The sequence below is a fragment of the Paenibacillus sp. FSL F4-0087 genome, from assembly GCF_038020215.1.
Lineage (GTDB): Bacteria > Bacillota > Bacilli > Paenibacillales > Paenibacillaceae > Paenibacillus > Paenibacillus taichungensis.
This window is the reverse complement of the sequence record NZ_JBBODJ010000001.1, coordinates 2182609-2200810: the sequence shown is the minus strand read 5'-3', so window position 1 is coordinate 2200810 and position 18202 is coordinate 2182609. Positions and strand designations below refer to the sequence as shown.

Genomic DNA, 18202 nt, shown 5'->3' with positions numbered 1-18202 from the left:
GATATAATTCATGTTTAATTAGGAGTTCAAATCACATGTAAAGCGAGGGAAAGCAGAATGAACAGACAGCAGGTGTTTACCGGTTCTCCATGGGAGCCGCTTGTAGGATATTGCCGTGCCATTCGTGTTGGCAACCGAATTGAGGTTGCGGGTACTACAGCCATGCAGGACGGTGTTGTGGTTGGAGCAGGTGATCCATATGCACAGGCGAGATTTATTTTGCAGACCATCGAAAATGCACTGAAAGAATTAGGAGCAGACATGTCTCATGTCGTGAGAACCCGCATGTTTGTTACCGACATTTCCCGGTGGGAAGAAGTGGGCAAGGCTCATGGTGAATTTTTTGGTCAGATCCAGCCTGTCGCCACGATGGTGGAGGTTAGTGCACTCATTGATCCTTTGCTAATGGTGGAGATTGAGGCAGAAGCGATTGTTGAAGCACAAACTGAAGTTGATGCCGAAATAACGGAATAGAACTGTTATATACATATAGACAAAATGCAGTATAGAGAAATAACCTTACCCCGACCTCCATGAAGGAGGGAGCGTGGGATAAGGTTAATTCTGCATTAATATAGTGAGATCTAGCTCTATTGACCTCTACGCATACATTAGGCTAGCCTTCTTTTCTGGCAGATGGCAGCTTATTTCGCTTCAGGTTGATCGGCTGGTGTTTCGATTACTACTTTCCAAGCCGTTCCGATTGGCGGCAAGCTGCGGGTCAGGACAGGGCTATAGAAACCAATCACTTTGGCCCCTTTGGTCAGTTCCTCTGGTTTGATCGTTTCCCCTTGATGATTCACCAGTTCTGTATCTTTGCTAATGTTAAGGATAACATGGTCAGGTGCTGTCTCTGTCAGGCGGGAGCCGGAGATCTCGATCTGAGTACCATTATTTTCTGTTGTTTTTACATTTTCAATCGTGCCTGCTGTACCCAAAACTTCTTTAGGTTGTGCTTCGGATTCCGAAGCAGCAGTATCCAGTACAGTGACTTTATAAGTCGGTGTTTGAGGCGGTAAACTGAGGGTTGCAATCTCTGAGTGCTCAGCTTCCACGTTCATGCCAATGGTCAGATCAGTAAGCTTGATATCTTTGCCATCCGCGGATTTGAACACGGTATCTTCACCAACATTAAGAACGATACCATCTGTACCTGCACCGCCGATATGGATGGATTGATACTTGCCTTCACTGTTAATTCCCGTAATGACCCCACGCTCAGTAACGGTTTTCACTTCCTCTTCACTGGAGATGGTTACTTGGTTACCTGTTGTATTCACTTGTGCGTGCAGTACTTTATCTGCAAAAGAAGCGGGTACAAACAGTGTGCCATTTGTGATTTCAGGCGCTGTTCCCAGCTTAAGCAGCATTTTATTAACTGAATACTGGTCTTTGCCTGTGGTAACAATTGTCCAGAGGGTACCCTTTGTCAGCTCAGCAGATTTGTTTTCCTTGTTCCATTTCAGTTCAATGCCAAGAGCTTCTGTGAGATCACGCAGTGCGATCATGGGTTCTTGACCATCCTTGTTCCAATAACCGTCAGTCATCGGTGCACCGTTCACAGATACTTTTACGGCTTCAGTTCCTTTGCTATCGGCTGATACGGAAGTTGAATTGACGGGCTGAATGCTGTCCAGGTTTGCTGCGTATGCGGCTCCCCCGCCCAGGGCCAAGGACAGGACCATCAGGGCGCTAACTTTTTTCATGTTGTTGTTCATCGTTGATTTCATCCCTTCTCATCTTGGTTATGACGCGGTAAACTCCTATTAAGGCCACGTTCCAAACTTATAGACGGGACAACTTCGTCCAGTGTTGCACTTTGAGGTAAATAATGTGAGCTGCATGTTAGTCTATTATTTGAAAAACAGACCACATTGCCGGTTATAAGAAGCAGGATGCGGTTAAGGATCAATGAGTGGAGAACGTGTGATTCAGACTTTGAATTAACCCTGGATTACATGGGGGTGTGGTACGTCCAAATATGAGGAGGGGGGCAATCATATGAGTGATATGTTGGTTGCGCTTTACCATTTGCCAGAGCAAGAGAGTGGACTGAAAAAGTTAGAAGAGTCCTCCATTGTTATCCGAAGAGCAATCGCACCAGAGAAGCAGGTTGTGCTGGATTGGGTGAGATCCCATTTTAGCCAGCCCTGGGTGGATGAGTGTGATGTAGCTTTTGCACGTCAACCTGTGACTTGTTATATTGCGCTTGAGCATGGGAAAATGATTGGTTTCGCTTGTTATGAAGCAACGTGTCGTAATTTCTTTGGTCCAACGGGTGTTAGTCAGGAGGCACGGGGCAAAGGTGTCGGCACAGCGCTGTTGTTGGCCTGTATGCATGCCATGAAGACAGATGGTTACGCTTACGCGATTATTGGATCGGCGGGACCTGTGGATTTCTATGCTCAGACCCTGGGGGCCGTGAAGATCGAAAATTCAACACCAGGGATTTACAAAGGCATGCTCCGGGCAGACTAGACGATATTCATGTTCTGGAAAAGGAAGGGAGGAAGAAGATGACCACAAGCAAAATGCTACATATCGGCATGATTGGCACAGGCTCCATTTCGGATCTTCATATGAGGTGTTATGCCAAGAACGAGAATGCCGTTATTTACGCCATCTGTGACTTGAACGAACAGCGTGCAGCCGCGGCTGCAGAGAAGTATGATGCACAATCCGTGTACACCGATTATCGCGAGATGCTGAAGGATCCGCATGTGGATGCCGTTAGTATCTGTACGTGGAATAATACGCATGCCGAGTTTGCTATCGCTGCCCTTGAGGCAGGTAAACATGTGCTGCTGGAAAAACCGGTAGCAACCAATGTGGAAGATGCGCTGCGGATTGAAGAGGCTGTGAAGAAAAGCGGATGTACTTTTGTCGTGGGCTTTGTGCGTCGGTATGACAACAATATGCAGATGATGCGCAGTTTCATTGATGCGGGTGAGTTTGGTGAATTGTATTATGCCAAAGCTTCTATCCTGCGTCGCTTGGGAAATCCGGGAGGCTGGTTTGCGGACAAAAACCGTTCTGGCGGTGGCCCGCTCATTGATCTTGGCGTACATATTATCGACCAATGCTGGTATCTGATGGGCAAACCGAAACCTGTTTCGGTGAGTGGAAATACGTATCGTAAACTGGGAAATCGTGCCCATATTGAGCATCTTTCTTTTTACAAAGCCGCAGATTACAGTTCTGCTGTGAACAATGTGGAGGATATGGCGAATGCGCTGATCCGCTTCGAGAATGGGGCTTCTTTGGCGGTAGATGTGAGCTTTACCCTGCATGCACGTGGGGAAGAATCTTCAGTCAGATTGTACGGTGAGCGTGGTGGAATTGAGCTGGAGCCGCAAACACTAATCGTCACTGAGAAACACAATACGATCTTGAACATTGAACCTCAGACAGACTATAAAGGCCTCGATATTCACGGTGCCTTCCAAAATCAGATTGATCACTTTGTAGATTGTTGTATAAATGGTACAGAGCCCATCAGTCCCATTGCGGATGGTGTGGCTTCGACTCGGATGCTGAGCGGAATTTACGAGTCAGCCGAAAAGGGTCAGGAGATTCGTCTGGACTGATATAGAAATTGAATTTGAATTTAACGTGGTATTAAAGGGTGTTGTCTCTCCATCTTATCAATGGAGAGACAACACCCTTTGGTTAATTTATTGATCATAATCAGACAAAACGGATGTATGTTTACTTTTCAAACCCTTCCAACACGATTTTACCAATTGCAGTGCCCGATTTGCTCTTTCGGTAGGCTTCCAGCAAGTTAGCTGCATTAATTGGTTCAATCCGCTCTGCCATCGTTGTATGAATCTTGCCCGCATCCACCAGATCTGCGATTTCATTAAGTAGAAGATGTTGTTCAATCATATCATCTGTCTGGAACATTGGGCGGGTGAACATCATTTCCCAAACGAGCGTTACGCTTTTTGAGAATAACTTTTGAAGTTCGGGTGGTTTTTCGAAGGGCAAAATGGAGCAAATTTTCCCCTGCGGCAAAATAACTTCTGCCATCTCATCCATATGCTCATCTATATGATTTAGCACGAAAATATAATGTACACCAGCGAGTCCGAGACCTTTAAGTTGTGGTCCAAATGGTTGACGATGGTTGATCACATGGTCTGCTCCGTTTGATTTTACCCAAGAGACAGATTCGGGACGAGAGGCAGTTGCTATAACTTTAAGTCCAGCCAACTTGGCTAATTGAGTAGCGATCGACCCGACGCCTCCCGCTGCCCCGATAATAAGCATACTTTTACCCTCATTATCCGATGCATTTCTGGAAATGCCCAAGCGTTCATAAAAAGCTTCTCCTGCCGTAAGGCTTGTCAGAGGTAAAGCTGCCGCCTGGGCGAAATCCAGATTTTTCGGCTTTCTGCCGACAATTTGTTCATCCACTAAATGAAACTCGCTGTGTCCGCCTGGTCGCATATTGCTCCCCGCATAATACACTTCGTCACCAACGTTGAACAAATTGCAATCGGAGCCGATGTCCACTACTATTCCCGCTACATCACGACCAGGCACGGTCAGGGATAAATCGTCCGGATGTTTGGAAAGATGAGATCTCCAATCCGTCGGATTAACAGATACAGCCTTCACCGCAACGAGTAAATCCTTTCCTGTAGGTTGGGGTTTCTCAACTTCTACCTCCTGAAATGGTGGTATGTCCGTCTCTAGCCCAGGTTCGTAATATCCGAACGCTTTCATCATGATTGGACTTCCCATCGCTATAGTTATCCTCCTCGCAGAAATAAGTTATACATAAAATATATAGTATAATATTAAAAATAAACAGTAGTATCATTTTTGGTTTATAGTATCAATAATGATACTAATGGGACCGAATTGTAAAAAAATAAAGACTCCCGTTACTCCTGAAACAGGTCATTGGCCTGGATTCATCGGAGTGGAAGTCTTTATGATAAGGGTTCATTTATTCAGCGGTGAGTTCTCATACCCTGGATCATCATAATCCGTATCTTGCAGCCGTGAAAGTACATTCATGCTCTCAATCGCCTGCCGGGTATCCGAAGTGCCATGATCGTAAAGAAACGTGTACAGCAATGTCATGCCATCTGAGAATTGTTCTGTTGCTTCGTCATGATCCGCCGATTTGTAGGGTACCGGAGCTCGTTGCAATGTATAGGCATCTTCATCCTCCAGCACTTTCATCAGGTCTTTTAGCCGATTTAGCTGTTCATCGTCCACCATGACTTCAAAGGGTGTTGATTCGTTCTTGGTCTGTTCAATGAGATTATGGGTTACCGATACATAGTAATGCTTTTTGCCGTCCTGCATAATCCAACCTCCATTCTAAAATGGAAAAAAGACGCTTCTACTGTTAATAAACAGCAGGAAGCGCCCTGAAACGAATGGCAATCGTTCATCTTCGTCTTACTCATCAAGGTGCTCGGTTACAACCGACCATCCATTGCCTCTTCCATCTAAACGACCTTGCTCAAAAAAATCAATTCCATTAACTGTGATACTCACTGCAACCATTTCCGGTTCATTTTCTACGGGATCTACAACAATAAATCCTTTGTTCAATAAATATGTGATCGTTCTCTGTCTCTCTATGTGTGCATCCGGATAGAATCTTTTTTTGGGGACGATACAAGCTGGATTTTCAGTAAACCATATCGTATACAGTTCTTGTAATATGTCGAATCTTTCTTGTATCCGCTCTTTAATCACAGCTTCCAGTTCCATAACTCACCTCTTCTAATTTGAGCAAAGGAGCTATCTCGAAAGGGATGCTCCTCTCGCTCCAAGCGTTAACGAACCTACCGCATACTAAAAGGCTAATTCTCAAAGATTACATATTTTAACGAACTCCAGTGACCTTATTTATGCATCAAAAGGCTTTAGGACCTAGAACTGGCCAAAATAGATGAAATAAGGTCTCTGTGATTCGTTACACCTCAGCTCTAAGCAAATGGAAGCAAAAAATAGCGTGTGCTAGTTTTGTTAGGCAAAAAACAAGAGCTGCCAACCTGCCTACACTCATGACTTACGGGACAGCTCTTCTTCTGAACGTCATATAATGTTCAGTATAATGTGCATTGGTTATACTTGCTTGTTACCTTCCGAACCGCCCAGTTACGGGAACCTTCCGGGTGCTGGCCTCCATGGTGCCTGAACAAAGCGGACAGGGCGGAGGACCAGAGGTCGCCTTTTTAGATGACTTGGCAGAAGCACTATCCGGTTTCTGGCGCAGCCACGCTTTGCAGGTGGAAGAACTGCACTTCCAGATCGCTACGGTCTCTGTACGTTCTGCACCTGAAGCATGCGACCCCGAACTGCTGGAGGACGAAGCGGTCTGACTTATACCCGTGGTGCTGAATGCCGTGTGATTGCGAATCACCCCGCTGCCGCGCCGCTCACTGAGACGGTCCTCGTCGCGTTCATCGAGTACTTCAAAATCACGCCGATCACTTTGACGGATTGCGCTGCGCTGATCTGCACCACGCTGAACTGGACTCACTGCATCCCGTCCCTGCGGCCGTGAACCTGAACGGGCGTATGCTGCATTTCCATTTCTACTCTCATTGCCGTTAGCTTTACCATTCGTGTTCCCGTTACCCTTCCAGTTGCTGCTACCGCTGCCATATGACGCGTGATTACCAGTCGGTCCATCCTCGCGTTTTTTGCGTTTATCTGGTACCTCCATGCCGAAGGCCTCCAGTAGAAAGCGGGAGACGTCTGCTGGCTTACCGTGATGACTGGCGGGAGAAGTGACGTATAAGTACTGTTTGGCTCGTGTGATTGCGACATAGGCGAGTCGTCGCTCCTCTTCCAAAGCCATGTCCAGTTCGGCATCCGTCTGCTGCACCGTAAGAGCAGCCTTCTGGTCTTCAGGGATATCCTGCCGCAGTGCCGTGCTGTGAGGTACGATTCCTTCGCTGGCGCCGATCCAGTATACACATGGGAATTCAAGTCCCTTGGCCCGGTGAATCGTCATCAGTTGGACTGCATCGCTGTCCTGTGATCGGCGCAGTGATTCCATCTCGCGGTGTCTGCGGGAGAGTTCATCGGCGAATTGGATGAACTCTTCAACGGTTTCGAATTTTTTGGCGGCAGCTTCGAATTCGTCCAGTGTCTCCAGCATCGTTTCCTTATAATGGGTAAAGATGCTTGGATCACCGCTTTCCATATATTTGTCGTAAAACTGGCGGCGCATCTCCTGGATCGCGATCACCGGTTTCAGCTTCGTCAGTGATTTGATCAGCTTGATGCGTTCCTTGACCTGCTCCTGTTGAAAAGGCTTTAGCTTGTCCCATTTGGCCAGATGAATGAGCGGATATTTCTTCGCTTGCTGCTCTTCACTGCGTTGAATCCACTCCAGTCCGGCATCGCGGGAAACATAGAGAGGCCCAAGCGCACTCGGCAGAGCATCTACAGCACGTGGATTTAGGGACAACCGCATATGATCCATTAAAGGTCGAATCAATGACTGGTCATAGAAGACCGGGGAAGCACCATGTTGTACAAACGGCACATCTTTCAACACAAGCTGCTCAAATATAGCCCGACTGCTACTGGCTGTCCGATGCAGGATCGCAATATCCCGATACGTATGAAGACCTTCCTCGACTTGCTGACACAACTGATTAACAACCCAAGCTGCTTCTTCCTCGGCATTGGAGGGGGTTGCGAACCGGGGCGCATCTCCACGATGTCCGGCTGCGCGCAGCCGCTTGTCACGTCTTCGTTTGTTCCGGGCGACCAATTCACTGCCCAGTCCCAGGATACGCGCATCGCTGCGGTAGTTGATATCCAGCGTCACGATGCGTGCACCGGGGTAAACTTTATCGAATTCCAAAATGGATTCCTGCCGTGCCCCATTAAACGTATAGATCGTCTGGTCATCGTCTCCCACAACCATCAGGTTGCGGTGGGCGGCAGCCAGTTTTTGTACAATTTCATATTGCAGACTGTTCGTATCCTGGAACTCATCGACCATGATGTACTGAAAACGCTGCTGAAGCGGACCCAGTACAGCAGGATCACGAAGCAGAGCGGCAGCTCGTAGCAAAATATCATCAAAATCCATTTTGTTGCGATCCTGCTTCCAGGCTTCATAACCAAGGAGAACACGTTTGGCATCTCGTTCCTCCTGTGATTTTTCGGGAAGATCGCTCGTCTCTGAGCCTTGCATTTTCCAAGCGGACAACATAGCCAACAGACTCTCAGGCTGAAAAGCCTCACTCATGCCATTCTGACGCAGGAGCATCTTGAGCACGGTATGCTGCGCACGGGACTCACCAAAAATCTCCTCCTGCACGCCGTAATGACGCAGCAGCGTCAACGCGAACGAGTGGAATGTACGGGCCTGCACCGCTCGTGCGGCTGCGGGACGAATGCCAGGCAGCGATGCGATGCGGTCTTTCATCTCAGTGGCAGCTTTGTTCGTGAACGTCACCAGCAGTATACTTCCCGCGTGAGCACCACTAACCTCCATCAGGTAGCCGGCTCGTGCAGCCAGTACAGTTGTTTTGCCGCAGCCAGCTCCTGCGAGAGTCAACAGGGGGCCTTTGCCGTGGCGTACCGCTGAGATCTGGGGTCCGTTCAGACGGATGCCCACCTCTTCCAGAGAGCGGAAATAAGGAGCATCCCGTTCATCGCTGGCAACGAGCTGCCTACTGGTCTCCAGCGGAGCTGAAGGGGATTGGGGCAGGGATGCTGCCGGGGTAACCCCAAGCGGACGGGGGTAAAACGTTGAGTTCGGACTTAACATCTCATTCATCCACCTCTATATGCATTCAGGGATAGGACTATCCCGGCTTAAAAGTAATTCATTTGCCCTTTTCACAATCGCATTGTAAATTGGTATGATAGGGATAACCGCCCAAGTAGGCGGATCAGTAGGGCCAAAGCTTCATTATACCCGAACGTATGGTCCTGACGAAAGCCCCCGAATTCATCCAGCATCGGCAGAAAACGGGCATTCACGCGAGATTTCGCAACTTTTTGGCATGATATCGTATAAGTTATATACTATAAAAAAATCAAATGAAAATGAGTTTTGGAACAAATGGGTGTTGAATCAAAAGGTTCAACTTCTGACGGGACAGAGGAGGAGATGTCATGAAACTGCTTCAGCGGATTAAGAACGGAGCAAACAAAGCAACAGAGCGTGCCCAGCACGCCGTTGAAATCGGAAAAATAAATAATCAGATTGTGGGCTTGCAGCAGGAACAGGAAGTCCATTTTACAGATATGGGTCGTATCTTCTATGAAGGTTATCGCGCACAGGACATGACGCGTGCCGAAAAAGAGATGGTGGATCTATCAGGGCTGTGCGATGAATTGCAGGATGAGATCGATGGACTGCGCAACAAGATTGCACAACTCAAAAATGAGCGCTTATGCGAGTGTGGACATGTCGCTTCACTGGATGCCAACTTCTGTCCGAAATGCGGACGCAAGTTGGGTGAATTCAAACCCGCAGCAGCATCTGTAGGGGCGACAAACCCTGCGAGACAGGAAGCAGCCGTGGCCCAAAGCCCGGAGCGACCAATCTATGATGCACCAGTTGAAGAGGAACTGGAGGAAGCTGAGCCGTATCACACGGTAATTCCGTCCATTGCGGACCTGGAGACCGAATCCGAGTATAACAGTACGGAATTTACCCAAGAGGAAAAGGAAGCATTCGATGCCGAGTGGGAACGCCGTCGGGATGAAGAAATGCAACGGGAGCGCGAGCGCCAGCAGGAGCTGGATGAGCGCATTCGGTACTGGAAAGAAAATAATCCGATCGTGAACACGGTGGACGTACAGACCGAAGTGCCACGCGAAATGGTGAATTGTCAGATTTGTGCAGCAGAGCTGCCCAAGGGTTCGAAATGGTGCCCACGCTGCGGAGCAGAACAGATCTGATGCAGTAGACGCGCTGCCGAATCATTGTGTGGCAGCGCTGGTTGCTTACAGCATGGGGGGACGGGAATATGGACCAACTGCTGCATCATTTGCGTCATCTGGGGTTTACCGAGATGGAATCTAAAATAATGGTGGAACTCGCTCGTCAAGGCTCGGCCTCGGGATATGAGGTTGCGAAAAGGCTGGGTGTGTCCCGTTCCAATGTATATGCCACCCTGCAACGGTTGGAACAGCGGGGATTCCTGCGTTGCAGCGCAGGCGAGCCTGCAAAATACAGTGTCTTGAAGCCTGAGGAAATGACAAGCATGATTTCCGGTCAGATGCGTGCATCTCTTGAATATGTGCAGAGCAGCATGCCGCAGCATGAGCCAGAGAAGCCGGTCTTTTACAACATTGAAGGCGACAAAAATGTATTTGAGAATCTAAGCCGTGAACTGGCTGAGGCCAAACATGAGATTGTGGTGGACGTGTGGCGTGAGGAAGCGGAGTTGTTGCGTGCCGACTTGCAGCGTGCCGAAGACAGAGGCGTGCGCTTGTTATGGTCATGTGATGGTGGAGAGGGTATTATGGATCAGCCCGCTCCTTGGCCTGGTTTGCCTTCATACGGGGCAGGTAATGGCCGAAAGTTCTCTTTAGTGGTCGATCGTCGTTGGTGTATGTTAGGGATGCGCGGGGAGTCTTGCGCCACTCAAGCGATGGTAACAGAACATCCGGTCATGACTGGACTGCTGCTGAATCATTTTGCTCAGGAATTGGTGTTGTATGAACTGGAGCAGGATATGGGAGAGGAACTGGAATCACGATACGGGCCTCGATACCAAAACCTCTCGGCACGTTATTGGTCCGTACCTTCAGAGTGAGTATGAACTCCAAAATACATGCTTAAAGGAAGCAGGCGTTGCCATGAGGCAGACGCCTCTTCATGCTAGTTAACAGAAGCAGTGATGTTCATCACAGCAAATGTTCCCTGTTGAGCTAATGTAATAGGGTATGAATTCATGCTATTTTTGAGAAAATGAAGCTATGAACGTAACTTTGTTATAGGCAAAATTGGTTAGTTTTTGGGCAAGTGAACTAACGCTTCAAGTACATCGATATAATATTCCGTACCATGTGGCACGAACTCGGTTGCTCTAATCTCACGCAAATGACGTGTTTGAACGGGAAGAGGAACAGAGTTACTATTTGCCAGATCCACCTGATCGGACGCTGACTGCACGGCTTGAACTCCTGCGGCTTGAATCACATGGGTTTCGCCACGGAACAAGGCAATCAGGTCATCCAAGGGTACTTCGTATAGACTGTCGACTTCGCTTGCCTGCAAGGTATAGGCTTCGAGAGACTGGTTCAAGCACAGTCCAAAGACAGAGCTGAATTCCCGATCGATAAACGGTACACCGCGAACCTGCCCTTCAAGTTGCTGTCTTGCCGTCAACAGGTAGGTCAGCGTTTCAAAAGGCGCTTGAACGCCCAGTTCTTCCTCAAGCTCACGGCTGGCTTCATGCAGCTGTTCTCCGGCTGTGAGATGCCCTGCTGCGGTAATGTCGTAACATCCGGGGAAGGTATCCTTGATATCCCGTCTTCGCTGAAATAGAACCAACCGCTGTGAACCTTCGTCCCGCACGATCCAGCAGTGGAATGAACGGTGCCAGAATCCCTCGGCATGGACCACGCTGCGCAGCTCTGTACCTATCCAATTTTGCTGATCGTCGTAAATGTCGAAACGTTCTGGGGTCATGATACGTATCTCCTTATATAGCAAGTTTTAAAGTTCAAAATTTCACAAAGTGTGTTTTAAACGAAAGGGGAACCATCTTATGGAATGCATTGTACACTTTCAGGTAATTTATCCGCAACCTCAGGAACGTAAAAGTCTTAGAGGTCTTATATTTGTTGGACAGGGTCAGGAACCGGCGAATAGCCAGCTAACAACGATGTTTAAGGATATGGGATTCAACGTACGTCTGGAAGACGAGAGCCAATTGTTGTTTAAACCTGTGGATGCTTCGATGAATTTTGATTATATCCGGGTAACAGAGCTCGATACCGGGGAAGAGGTTTATAAGGAAGATCGGGATTTGAAGTCGATTTTGGAGCACTTGTTGCCGCGTCGATTCTAGTTTGTAAGTATAGTGAGCGTAAGATAATAATGACAGTAGAGCAACATACCTGCTTGTGAGATAAAGAAAGGCCCCACCTTTACGGTGAGACCTTTCATGTGGGAGCCGATTTGATTCCACCCGCCCCGTGCGGGATTGCAACAACACGGATGAAGAAGTATTGCTGACAGATCATGCAGGAGTTTTGTTTACATAAAGCTTTAATAAAAATGTACCTCTACTGACCTCTATATAGAGTTTGGGTACACTTTAAATTCTGATGAACTTGAAGCATGGAATCGATTAAGCTGTTGCGCTGTTACCTTCTGCTTCCAGCTCTGAAGTACAGTGCGAACAGCGAGTAGCCGCAGCCGGAATTTCGGACAGACAGTATTTGCAAGCCTTGGTCGTTTTTTGCGGCTCGGGCTTTTTGTGTTCCTTGCTTTTGATGTAATTGATACCCTTCACCAGCATGAAAATACAGAAAGCGACGATGAGAAAATCAATCATCACGTTGATGAACTGCCCATATGCAATCACCGTAGCGCCAGCCTCATTGGCTTGAGCGAGTGTTGTGATCTCCTGTCCGCTGGCAGTACGCATATCCCGATCCAGATTAATGATTTTTTGACTGAAATCAATGCCTCCAAGCAGTTTACCTACAGGTGGCATGATAATATCATTCACGAGGGACGTGACAATTTTACCAAAAGCAGCCCCGATAATGACACCGACTGCCAAATCGATGACGTTGCCACGTACAGCAAATTCTTTAAATTCCTTTAATACGCCTTTCATGTCTGCAAATCTCCTTTACCCAATAAATTCATAATACAGGCGGCGTTTCCATCGATTCTCCGTTCGGACACGCGCTTCCGTTCTCATATTGTACATAAAAAAACCGCAGCAATCATCCCTTTAATGCAAATTAAGACAAGTTTCCGCAACTTCCATGAAAATACTTCTTTATTTCACGGCGCCGATTCGGTATACTTCTAACATTATCAGTTCCGTTCATACTTTTACATTCAGGTTCGCGATCATACATTGTAACGAATCATGGAGCTCTAAAAATTTAATATGCCGACTCGTATATGTGCAGGAATAGGCCTGCATGTTTCTACCCGATCACCGGAATGATCGGACTACGGGAAAGATCCTGCAACGTTGTTAAGGTATGGAGAGAGATGATTCTCGGGCAGTGTGTCTGAAAAAGGATGTTCAGGTAGCTTCATATCCCTTCTTGAATAGGGAGTTTGAGGTTTGCTCTAGTTATCCTGTTATCATGCTCTTCCACTTCATTATACTTGCAGTATCCATGCGGCTTGTCCACATATGTACAAGTCCGTCTTTTCCCGTCTCCGGTTCTTCCGCAGCGTGTAAAAAGGCGGGCTTTTTGTTTTTTACAGCGGGGATCGAGGTCATGCAGGCTTCTGTACGGGAGGGCGCACAGGGGGAAGAATTACGATGCAATTGTTAAAAGACAAGGTAATACAGGAAGGCATTGTCCTGTCCGAGCAGGTACTCAAAGTGGATTCATTCCTGAACCACCAGATGGACCCGGTTCTGATGAAGGAAGTCGGTAAGGAGTTCATCCGCCGTTTTGAAGGGGAGAACATTACGCGTGTACTGACGATTGAATCCTCAGGGATCGCACCTGGCATCATGACTGCGCTGGAACTCAACGTTCCGCTTATTTTTGCACGGAAGCAGAAGTCACTTACACTCACGGAAGACATTCTGGTTGAGAAGGTGTACTCCTTTACGAAGCAGGAGACCAATGAAATTACCGTTGCGAAAAAGTTCATGCAGCCTGGTGACCGTGTACTGATCATTGATGACTTTCTAGCCAATGGTGAGGCAGCATTTGGTCTGGCCCGCATTGTGGAGCAAGTAGGCGCTGAAGTAGTTGGTATTGGCATTGTGATTGAAAAGGCGTTCCAACCAGGAGGCCGCTTGCTGAAAGAAGCAGGATACCGTGTGGAATCACTGGTTCGCATTGGGGCGCTGTCAGACGGGAAAGTTACGTTTGCGGACGAGGAGGTCACGATCTAATATGGCACGCGAACGTATTTTTCAGCGGCATCGACATCCGATCAAAACGTTCTCGCTAGGTCTCCAGCACGTACTGGCGATGTATGCAGGAGCTGTCGTTGTACCGATTATTGTCAGCAAGGCCCTTGGTTTTACAACGGAGCAGTTGACCTATCTGATTGCGATTGACCTGCTCGCCTGTGGTGTGGCAACACTGCTTCAGGTATGGGGCAATCGTTTCTTCGGAGTGGGGCTGCCCGTCATGCTTGGCTGTGCATTCCAGGCTGTATCACCGATGATTTTAATTGGGATGAAGAGCGGTGTGTCTGCCATTTATGGTGCGATCATTGCGTCAGGGATATTCGTTGTATTGTTCTCGGGCATTTTTGGCAAATTGATTCGGCTCTTTCCGCCAGTCGTTACCGGATCAGTAGTAACCATTATTGGTCTAACTCTGATTCCGGTTGCGTTCAACGATCTCGGCGGCGGTCAGGGCGCAGAGGACTTTGGCAGTGGGGTTCATCTTCTGCTCGGATTCGGCGTATTGGTGTTCATCATTCTGATGACACGGTTCACGACAGGATTCGTTCGTTCCATCTCGGTGCTGATTGGCCTTCTCGTAGGCACAGTGGCAGCAGGGCTTATGGGTGAAGTGAACTTTGCGCCAATTCGTGAAGCAAGCTGGTTCCATGTCGTGCAGCCATTCTACTTTGGTACGCCGACATTTGAGATTGTACCGATTCTGACCATGATTCTGGTGGCGATTGTCAGCGTAGCTGAATCCACTGGTGTATTTATGGCTCTTGGCAAAATTTTGGATAAAGACCTGTCTTCCAAAGATCTGGCCCGTGGCTATCGTGCAGAAGGTTTGGCGATTGTGCTGGGTGGTATCTTCAACTCATTCCCTTACACGACCTATTCACAAAACGTAGGGCTTGTACAGATGACTCGTGTCAAAACGCGTGATGTTATCGTTGTAGCGGGTGGACTACTTGTGGTCATCGGCTTTGTACCGAAGATTGCTGCATTGGCACAACTTGTTCCAGGTTCTGTTCTTGGCGGGGCCATGGTTGCTTTGTTCGGTATGGTAGTATCGTCTGGTATTCGTATTCTGGGCAGCCAGGTTGATCTGAACCGTCATGAGAACCTGTTCATCATCGCCTGCTCTGTAGGCATGGGGCTGGGAGTAACGGTTGTGCCTCAATTGTTTGCAGGTGCGCCGGACTGGGCACAGATTATGCTCGGTAACGGAATTATTGCAGGTAGCTTTACGGCCATTTTCATGAATTTACTCTTTAATGGTCTGGGTACTGAAGCAACGGCTGCCAAAATGGCTGAACGTCAAGCGGATGTGATCCTTGGAGATAACGGCAAGTCGGCGTAAAAAGTAAAGATCTTAAATCGTCGTTGTTATTACCCGATGCCTTCAACATGTATATTATGTTAACTTTAAATTCCTCATGGATTGAATAATAAATGTTGTGAATAAAAAAGTTAAACGGCCTGAACTATTCAGGGGATGAATCATCTATCCTGTGAATCGTTGTTGAAGGCATAATAAATGAAATAACGAAACACCGGAGACCTTGCTCGTTAGAGAGCAGGAGATCCGGTGTTTTTTCTTTTTTTTGCCGAAAACAAGATGGATTATTATGTAGACTCACGGGGTGAATTACTTTGGGAGGAAGCCGATAGAGCGTTACATACTACAGATGCCGCATCTGTTTCTCTGCAAAGTCTCCGACCCACGGCAGCTTAAGCCATTTGCCTTGCAGACTGGTCACCACCATGAGAAGCCAGACCACCACACCAAGCAGGGACAACAGTGATGCCAGCAATGGCCCAAACAGTGGGAGAAATGCACACAACACATGACCGACCATAATGAGGCCAAATACCGTGACGGATTGAAGGGCATGAAACAGAACGAATCGGCTTCGTTTCTCTACAGCCAGAAAGACGATTCCACCTACAAAAGTGAATAGATAACAGAGCATGCCGGCAATATTTTCATCCAGACCGCTTGATGATTTCATGGGGGACATTCGGTCCAGCCTCCTTTGTCCTTTTTAACTAGGTTATGAGAGAGGTGGACAGATCTGAACCGGTTTGATCAAGGAATGTTCCAGATGGACAAAGAAAATGTAACACTCAATATAGGTAAACACCACGTGAGACTATAGATTCATTTGAAAATAGAAGTGCGTATATACACATTCAATTTGAGACTTTCTACATATTCAAAATATTCCATAAAATTCCGAATTATATAAATACAATTATAAAGGGGAACCATTGATTCATTTGAGATACAAGGAGGCTTATTCATGAATATATCCGCAACAACATATGGTCAGGTTCGGGTAACAACTTACGAAATCGTTCGTCTTCAAACCCTTGAAGTGAATAAAACGATGAACGGACATGCACGAATGAGAATGACGGCAGTGATACCGGAAGCTCGAAAAGACAGCTATGTGCAAGCAACAACATCCCAAACCGATATTAAAGTGAAAATTACCGATGACGAAGGACATGAGAAGGTGTTCTTCTCCGGTGTGGTGCTGCATGTGAAAGTGAACGTCATTAATGATGTACATACACTAATGGTTGACGCTGTATCCCATACCTACTTATTGGATGTAAAGCTGCATAAGCGTTCCTTCCAAAATCCCAATCTGTCCTACAAGAATTTGGTGCGCAAGATTATTTCTCCCTATGAAGGTTCAGATGTCATTGATTTTGCTACAGATGGCCGTAAAATCGGAGATTTTGTGATGCAGTATGAGGAAACAGATTGGCAATTTATCAAAAGGATGGCTTCGCATTTCTACACTGGAGTTGTTCCGGATACATCTTCAGGAAAACCCAAGTTTTATTTTGGCTTACCGGAAGGCCAGTATAAGGGTGAATTGCAAGCATCCCATTACACAGCAACCAAACGAATTGCCGACTATCGATCTGCCAAGGAAAACAAGGTACCGGGTGTCAAAGATCCGGATTATATCGTATACGAAGCGGACAGCAGGCAATGGTTCGAAGTAGGGAATGAAGTAGAGTTTAAATCCAAAAAGTGGATTGTAGGTGAGGCGAAGACCCGATTCATCGATAGTTTGCTAAATCATACATATTCCTTATTTCCAGCGGAGGGGCTTCGTTATAAGAAGAGTTACAATACTTCCATTATTGGCGCTTCCATTCAGGCTTCGGTTCTTCAAGTCAAGGGGGACAAAGTTCGTGCGAAGCTCGATATGGATGAGCAGCAGGACGAGAGCACAGCCTATTTCTTTCCCTATTCAACGATTTATGCTTCCGAGAACAATACGGGCTGGTATTGCATGCCTGAAGTGAATGATAGCATCCGTATTTATTTTCCAAGCAAAAAAGAGGAAGACGGCATTGCCATAAGCTCTGTAAAAAGGCAAGATCCTGAGATTGTACCGGCTGCACCGAAGCAGGCTTCAACCGTATCACCAGCGATTGGAAAGGGTGGTGCTTCTGGACAGTCTGGGGGAAGTCCAAGTGGGAGCAATCGTAATAGTTCAGGCACGGCTGGAGGTGGAGGGACATCAAGCACGGGCGGCAGAGTAGCCCCGCCCCCGGTGCCGGAAGACCGAATGGGAAATCCAGACATCAAGACATTCCGAACCAAGTATGGGAAAGAGATCATGCTGGCTCCAGATAAAATTGTGATCTCGGCGGGTGGAATGTATATCACGGTTAGTGACGAGAATGGCATCGAGATTGTAAGCGATCAGAATGTCAGTATTACAGCTGGTCAGGATGTCGTCATGTCGGGGCAAACCATTCGCATCGCAGGCGAGAAGGTTGAGTTAACCGGAAAGGGCAATACCATCACTTTGGAAGAAGAGTTGAAGATGCACGGGGCGGAGATCAAGATGAATTAGCCAAGAGTGGTAGAAAGGAAGAGAAATGAACAAAGCGGAAGCAATTGTACATTTGCAGCAGGAAATATTGGAACCCATACTTCAGGATCATCTCTCCAGTCTGAGAGTGTACATTATGGAACATCAAAACTCGTTAATTCAATCTTTCGTAGAGTCTATACGGCAACTCTGTTTAAAAGCAGAGTTGGCACAACAGGAACTCGGGAAAGAACCAATCTCAATCCTTCATTGTTCCATGTTGAGAACATCTATATT

17 protein-coding genes and 1 riboswitch are annotated in these 18202 nt (G+C 47.3%); of the genes, 9 read left to right on the top strand and 8 right to left on the bottom strand.

Annotation, left to right across the window (positions count from 1 at the left end; translation table 11 throughout):
* Positions 1 to 57 precede the first annotated feature (57 nt).
* Positions 58 to 474, top strand: a complete 417-nt coding sequence (locus tag MHB84_RS10255) for a RidA family protein (RefSeq protein WP_076290565.1) — start codon at positions 58 to 60, stop codon at positions 472 to 474.
* 170 nt (positions 475 to 644) lie between these two features.
* On the opposite strand, the gene MHB84_RS10250 is transcribed toward MHB84_RS10255, so the two are convergent.
* Complete coding sequence (locus tag MHB84_RS10250; protein ID WP_181393250.1) at positions 645 to 1706, bottom strand: copper amine oxidase N-terminal domain-containing protein; 1062 nt, start codon at positions 1704 to 1706, stop codon at positions 645 to 647.
* Positions 1707 to 2001: 295 nt separating this feature from the next.
* On the opposite strand from MHB84_RS10250, the gene MHB84_RS10245 reads away from it, so the two are divergent.
* Positions 2002 to 2478: a GNAT family N-acetyltransferase gene (locus MHB84_RS10245; protein WP_076290563.1), complete on the top strand. Its 477-nt coding sequence runs from the start codon at positions 2002 to 2004 to the stop codon at positions 2476 to 2478.
* A 38-nt stretch (positions 2479 to 2516) separates the two neighbouring features.
* Positions 2517 to 3587 (top strand): Gfo/Idh/MocA family protein, encoded by a 1071-nt coding sequence (locus tag MHB84_RS10240; protein ID WP_076290562.1) that lies wholly within the window; start codon positions 2517 to 2519, stop codon positions 3585 to 3587.
* Positions 3588 to 3708: 121 nt separating this feature from the next.
* Here MHB84_RS10240 and MHB84_RS10235 read toward each other — a convergent pair whose 3' ends face one another.
* The 4 genes from MHB84_RS10235 to MHB84_RS10220 all read right to left on the bottom strand — a co-directional run bounded on the left by MHB84_RS10235 (position 3709) and on the right by MHB84_RS10220 (position 8764).
* A complete protein-coding gene (locus MHB84_RS10235) occupies positions 3709 to 4749 on the bottom strand; it encodes a zinc-binding alcohol dehydrogenase family protein (RefSeq protein ID WP_076290561.1) in 1041 nt (346 codons plus the stop codon).
* Between the two features lie 204 nt (positions 4750 to 4953).
* Positions 4954 to 5322 carry a hypothetical protein gene (locus MHB84_RS10230; RefSeq protein ID WP_053779723.1) on the bottom strand — a complete coding sequence of 123 codons (369 nt, stop codon included), beginning with the start codon at positions 5320 to 5322 and terminating at the stop codon, positions 4954 to 4956.
* A 96-nt stretch (positions 5323 to 5418) separates the two neighbouring features.
* Positions 5419 to 5736, bottom strand: coding sequence for a hypothetical protein (locus tag MHB84_RS10225; RefSeq protein WP_076290560.1), 318 nt, complete (start codon positions 5734 to 5736; stop codon positions 5419 to 5421).
* Positions 5737 to 6106: 370 nt separating this feature from the next.
* Complete coding sequence (locus MHB84_RS10220) at positions 6107 to 8764, bottom strand: UvrD-helicase domain-containing protein (RefSeq protein WP_076290559.1); 2658 nt, start codon at positions 8762 to 8764, stop codon at positions 6107 to 6109.
* A 350-nt stretch (positions 8765 to 9114) separates the two neighbouring features.
* On the opposite strand from MHB84_RS10220, the gene MHB84_RS10215 reads away from it, so the two are divergent.
* Together MHB84_RS10215 and MHB84_RS10210 are read left to right on the top strand one after the other, a co-directional pair.
* On the top strand, positions 9115 to 9906 hold the full coding sequence (locus tag MHB84_RS10215) for a zinc ribbon domain-containing protein (protein ID WP_076290558.1): 792 nt from the start codon (positions 9115 to 9117) through the stop codon (positions 9904 to 9906).
* 68 nt (positions 9907 to 9974) lie between these two features.
* Positions 9975 to 10766 carry a TrmB family transcriptional regulator gene (locus MHB84_RS10210; RefSeq protein ID WP_076290557.1) on the top strand — a complete coding sequence of 264 codons (792 nt, stop codon included), beginning with the start codon at positions 9975 to 9977 and terminating at the stop codon, positions 10764 to 10766.
* A gap of 194 nt (positions 10767 to 10960) precedes the next feature.
* Here MHB84_RS10210 and MHB84_RS10205 read toward each other — a convergent pair whose 3' ends face one another.
* A complete protein-coding gene (locus MHB84_RS10205; protein ID WP_076290556.1) occupies positions 10961 to 11644 on the bottom strand; it encodes an NUDIX hydrolase in 684 nt (227 codons plus the stop codon).
* Between the two features lie 79 nt (positions 11645 to 11723).
* Between MHB84_RS10205 and MHB84_RS10200 the strand changes: the two genes are divergently transcribed.
* Positions 11724 to 12026, top strand: a complete 303-nt coding sequence (locus MHB84_RS10200; protein WP_076290555.1) for a hypothetical protein — start codon at positions 11724 to 11726, stop codon at positions 12024 to 12026.
* A 282-nt stretch (positions 12027 to 12308) separates the two neighbouring features.
* Here MHB84_RS10200 and mscL read toward each other — a convergent pair whose 3' ends face one another.
* Positions 12309 to 12803, bottom strand: a complete 495-nt coding sequence (mscL, locus tag MHB84_RS10195) for a large conductance mechanosensitive channel protein MscL (RefSeq protein ID WP_076290554.1) — start codon at positions 12801 to 12803, stop codon at positions 12309 to 12311.
* A 270-nt stretch (positions 12804 to 13073) separates the two neighbouring features.
* Positions 13074 to 13173: riboswitch (purine riboswitch) on the top strand.
* Positions 13174 to 13472: 299 nt separating this feature from the next.
* Here mscL and MHB84_RS10190 point away from each other — a divergent pair.
* Together MHB84_RS10190 and MHB84_RS10185 are read left to right on the top strand one after the other, a co-directional pair.
* Positions 13473 to 14060: a xanthine phosphoribosyltransferase gene (locus MHB84_RS10190; RefSeq protein ID WP_063567892.1), complete on the top strand. Its 588-nt coding sequence runs from the start codon at positions 13473 to 13475 to the stop codon at positions 14058 to 14060.
* A 1-nt stretch (position 14061) separates the two neighbouring features.
* Positions 14062 to 15423, top strand: a complete 1362-nt coding sequence (locus MHB84_RS10185) for a nucleobase:cation symporter-2 family protein (RefSeq protein ID WP_076290553.1) — start codon at positions 14062 to 14064, stop codon at positions 15421 to 15423.
* A gap of 322 nt (positions 15424 to 15745) precedes the next feature.
* Here the strand turns inward: MHB84_RS10185 and MHB84_RS10180 are convergent, their stop codons facing one another.
* Positions 15746 to 16084, bottom strand: coding sequence for a DUF4870 domain-containing protein (locus MHB84_RS10180; RefSeq protein ID WP_063567894.1), 339 nt, complete (start codon positions 16082 to 16084; stop codon positions 15746 to 15748).
* A 282-nt stretch (positions 16085 to 16366) separates the two neighbouring features.
* On the opposite strand from MHB84_RS10180, the gene MHB84_RS10175 reads away from it, so the two are divergent.
* Positions 16367 to 17947 carry a hypothetical protein gene (locus MHB84_RS10175; RefSeq protein ID WP_076290552.1) on the top strand — a complete coding sequence of 527 codons (1581 nt, stop codon included), beginning with the start codon at positions 16367 to 16369 and terminating at the stop codon, positions 17945 to 17947.
* Positions 17948 to 18202: the final 255 nt, after the last annotated feature.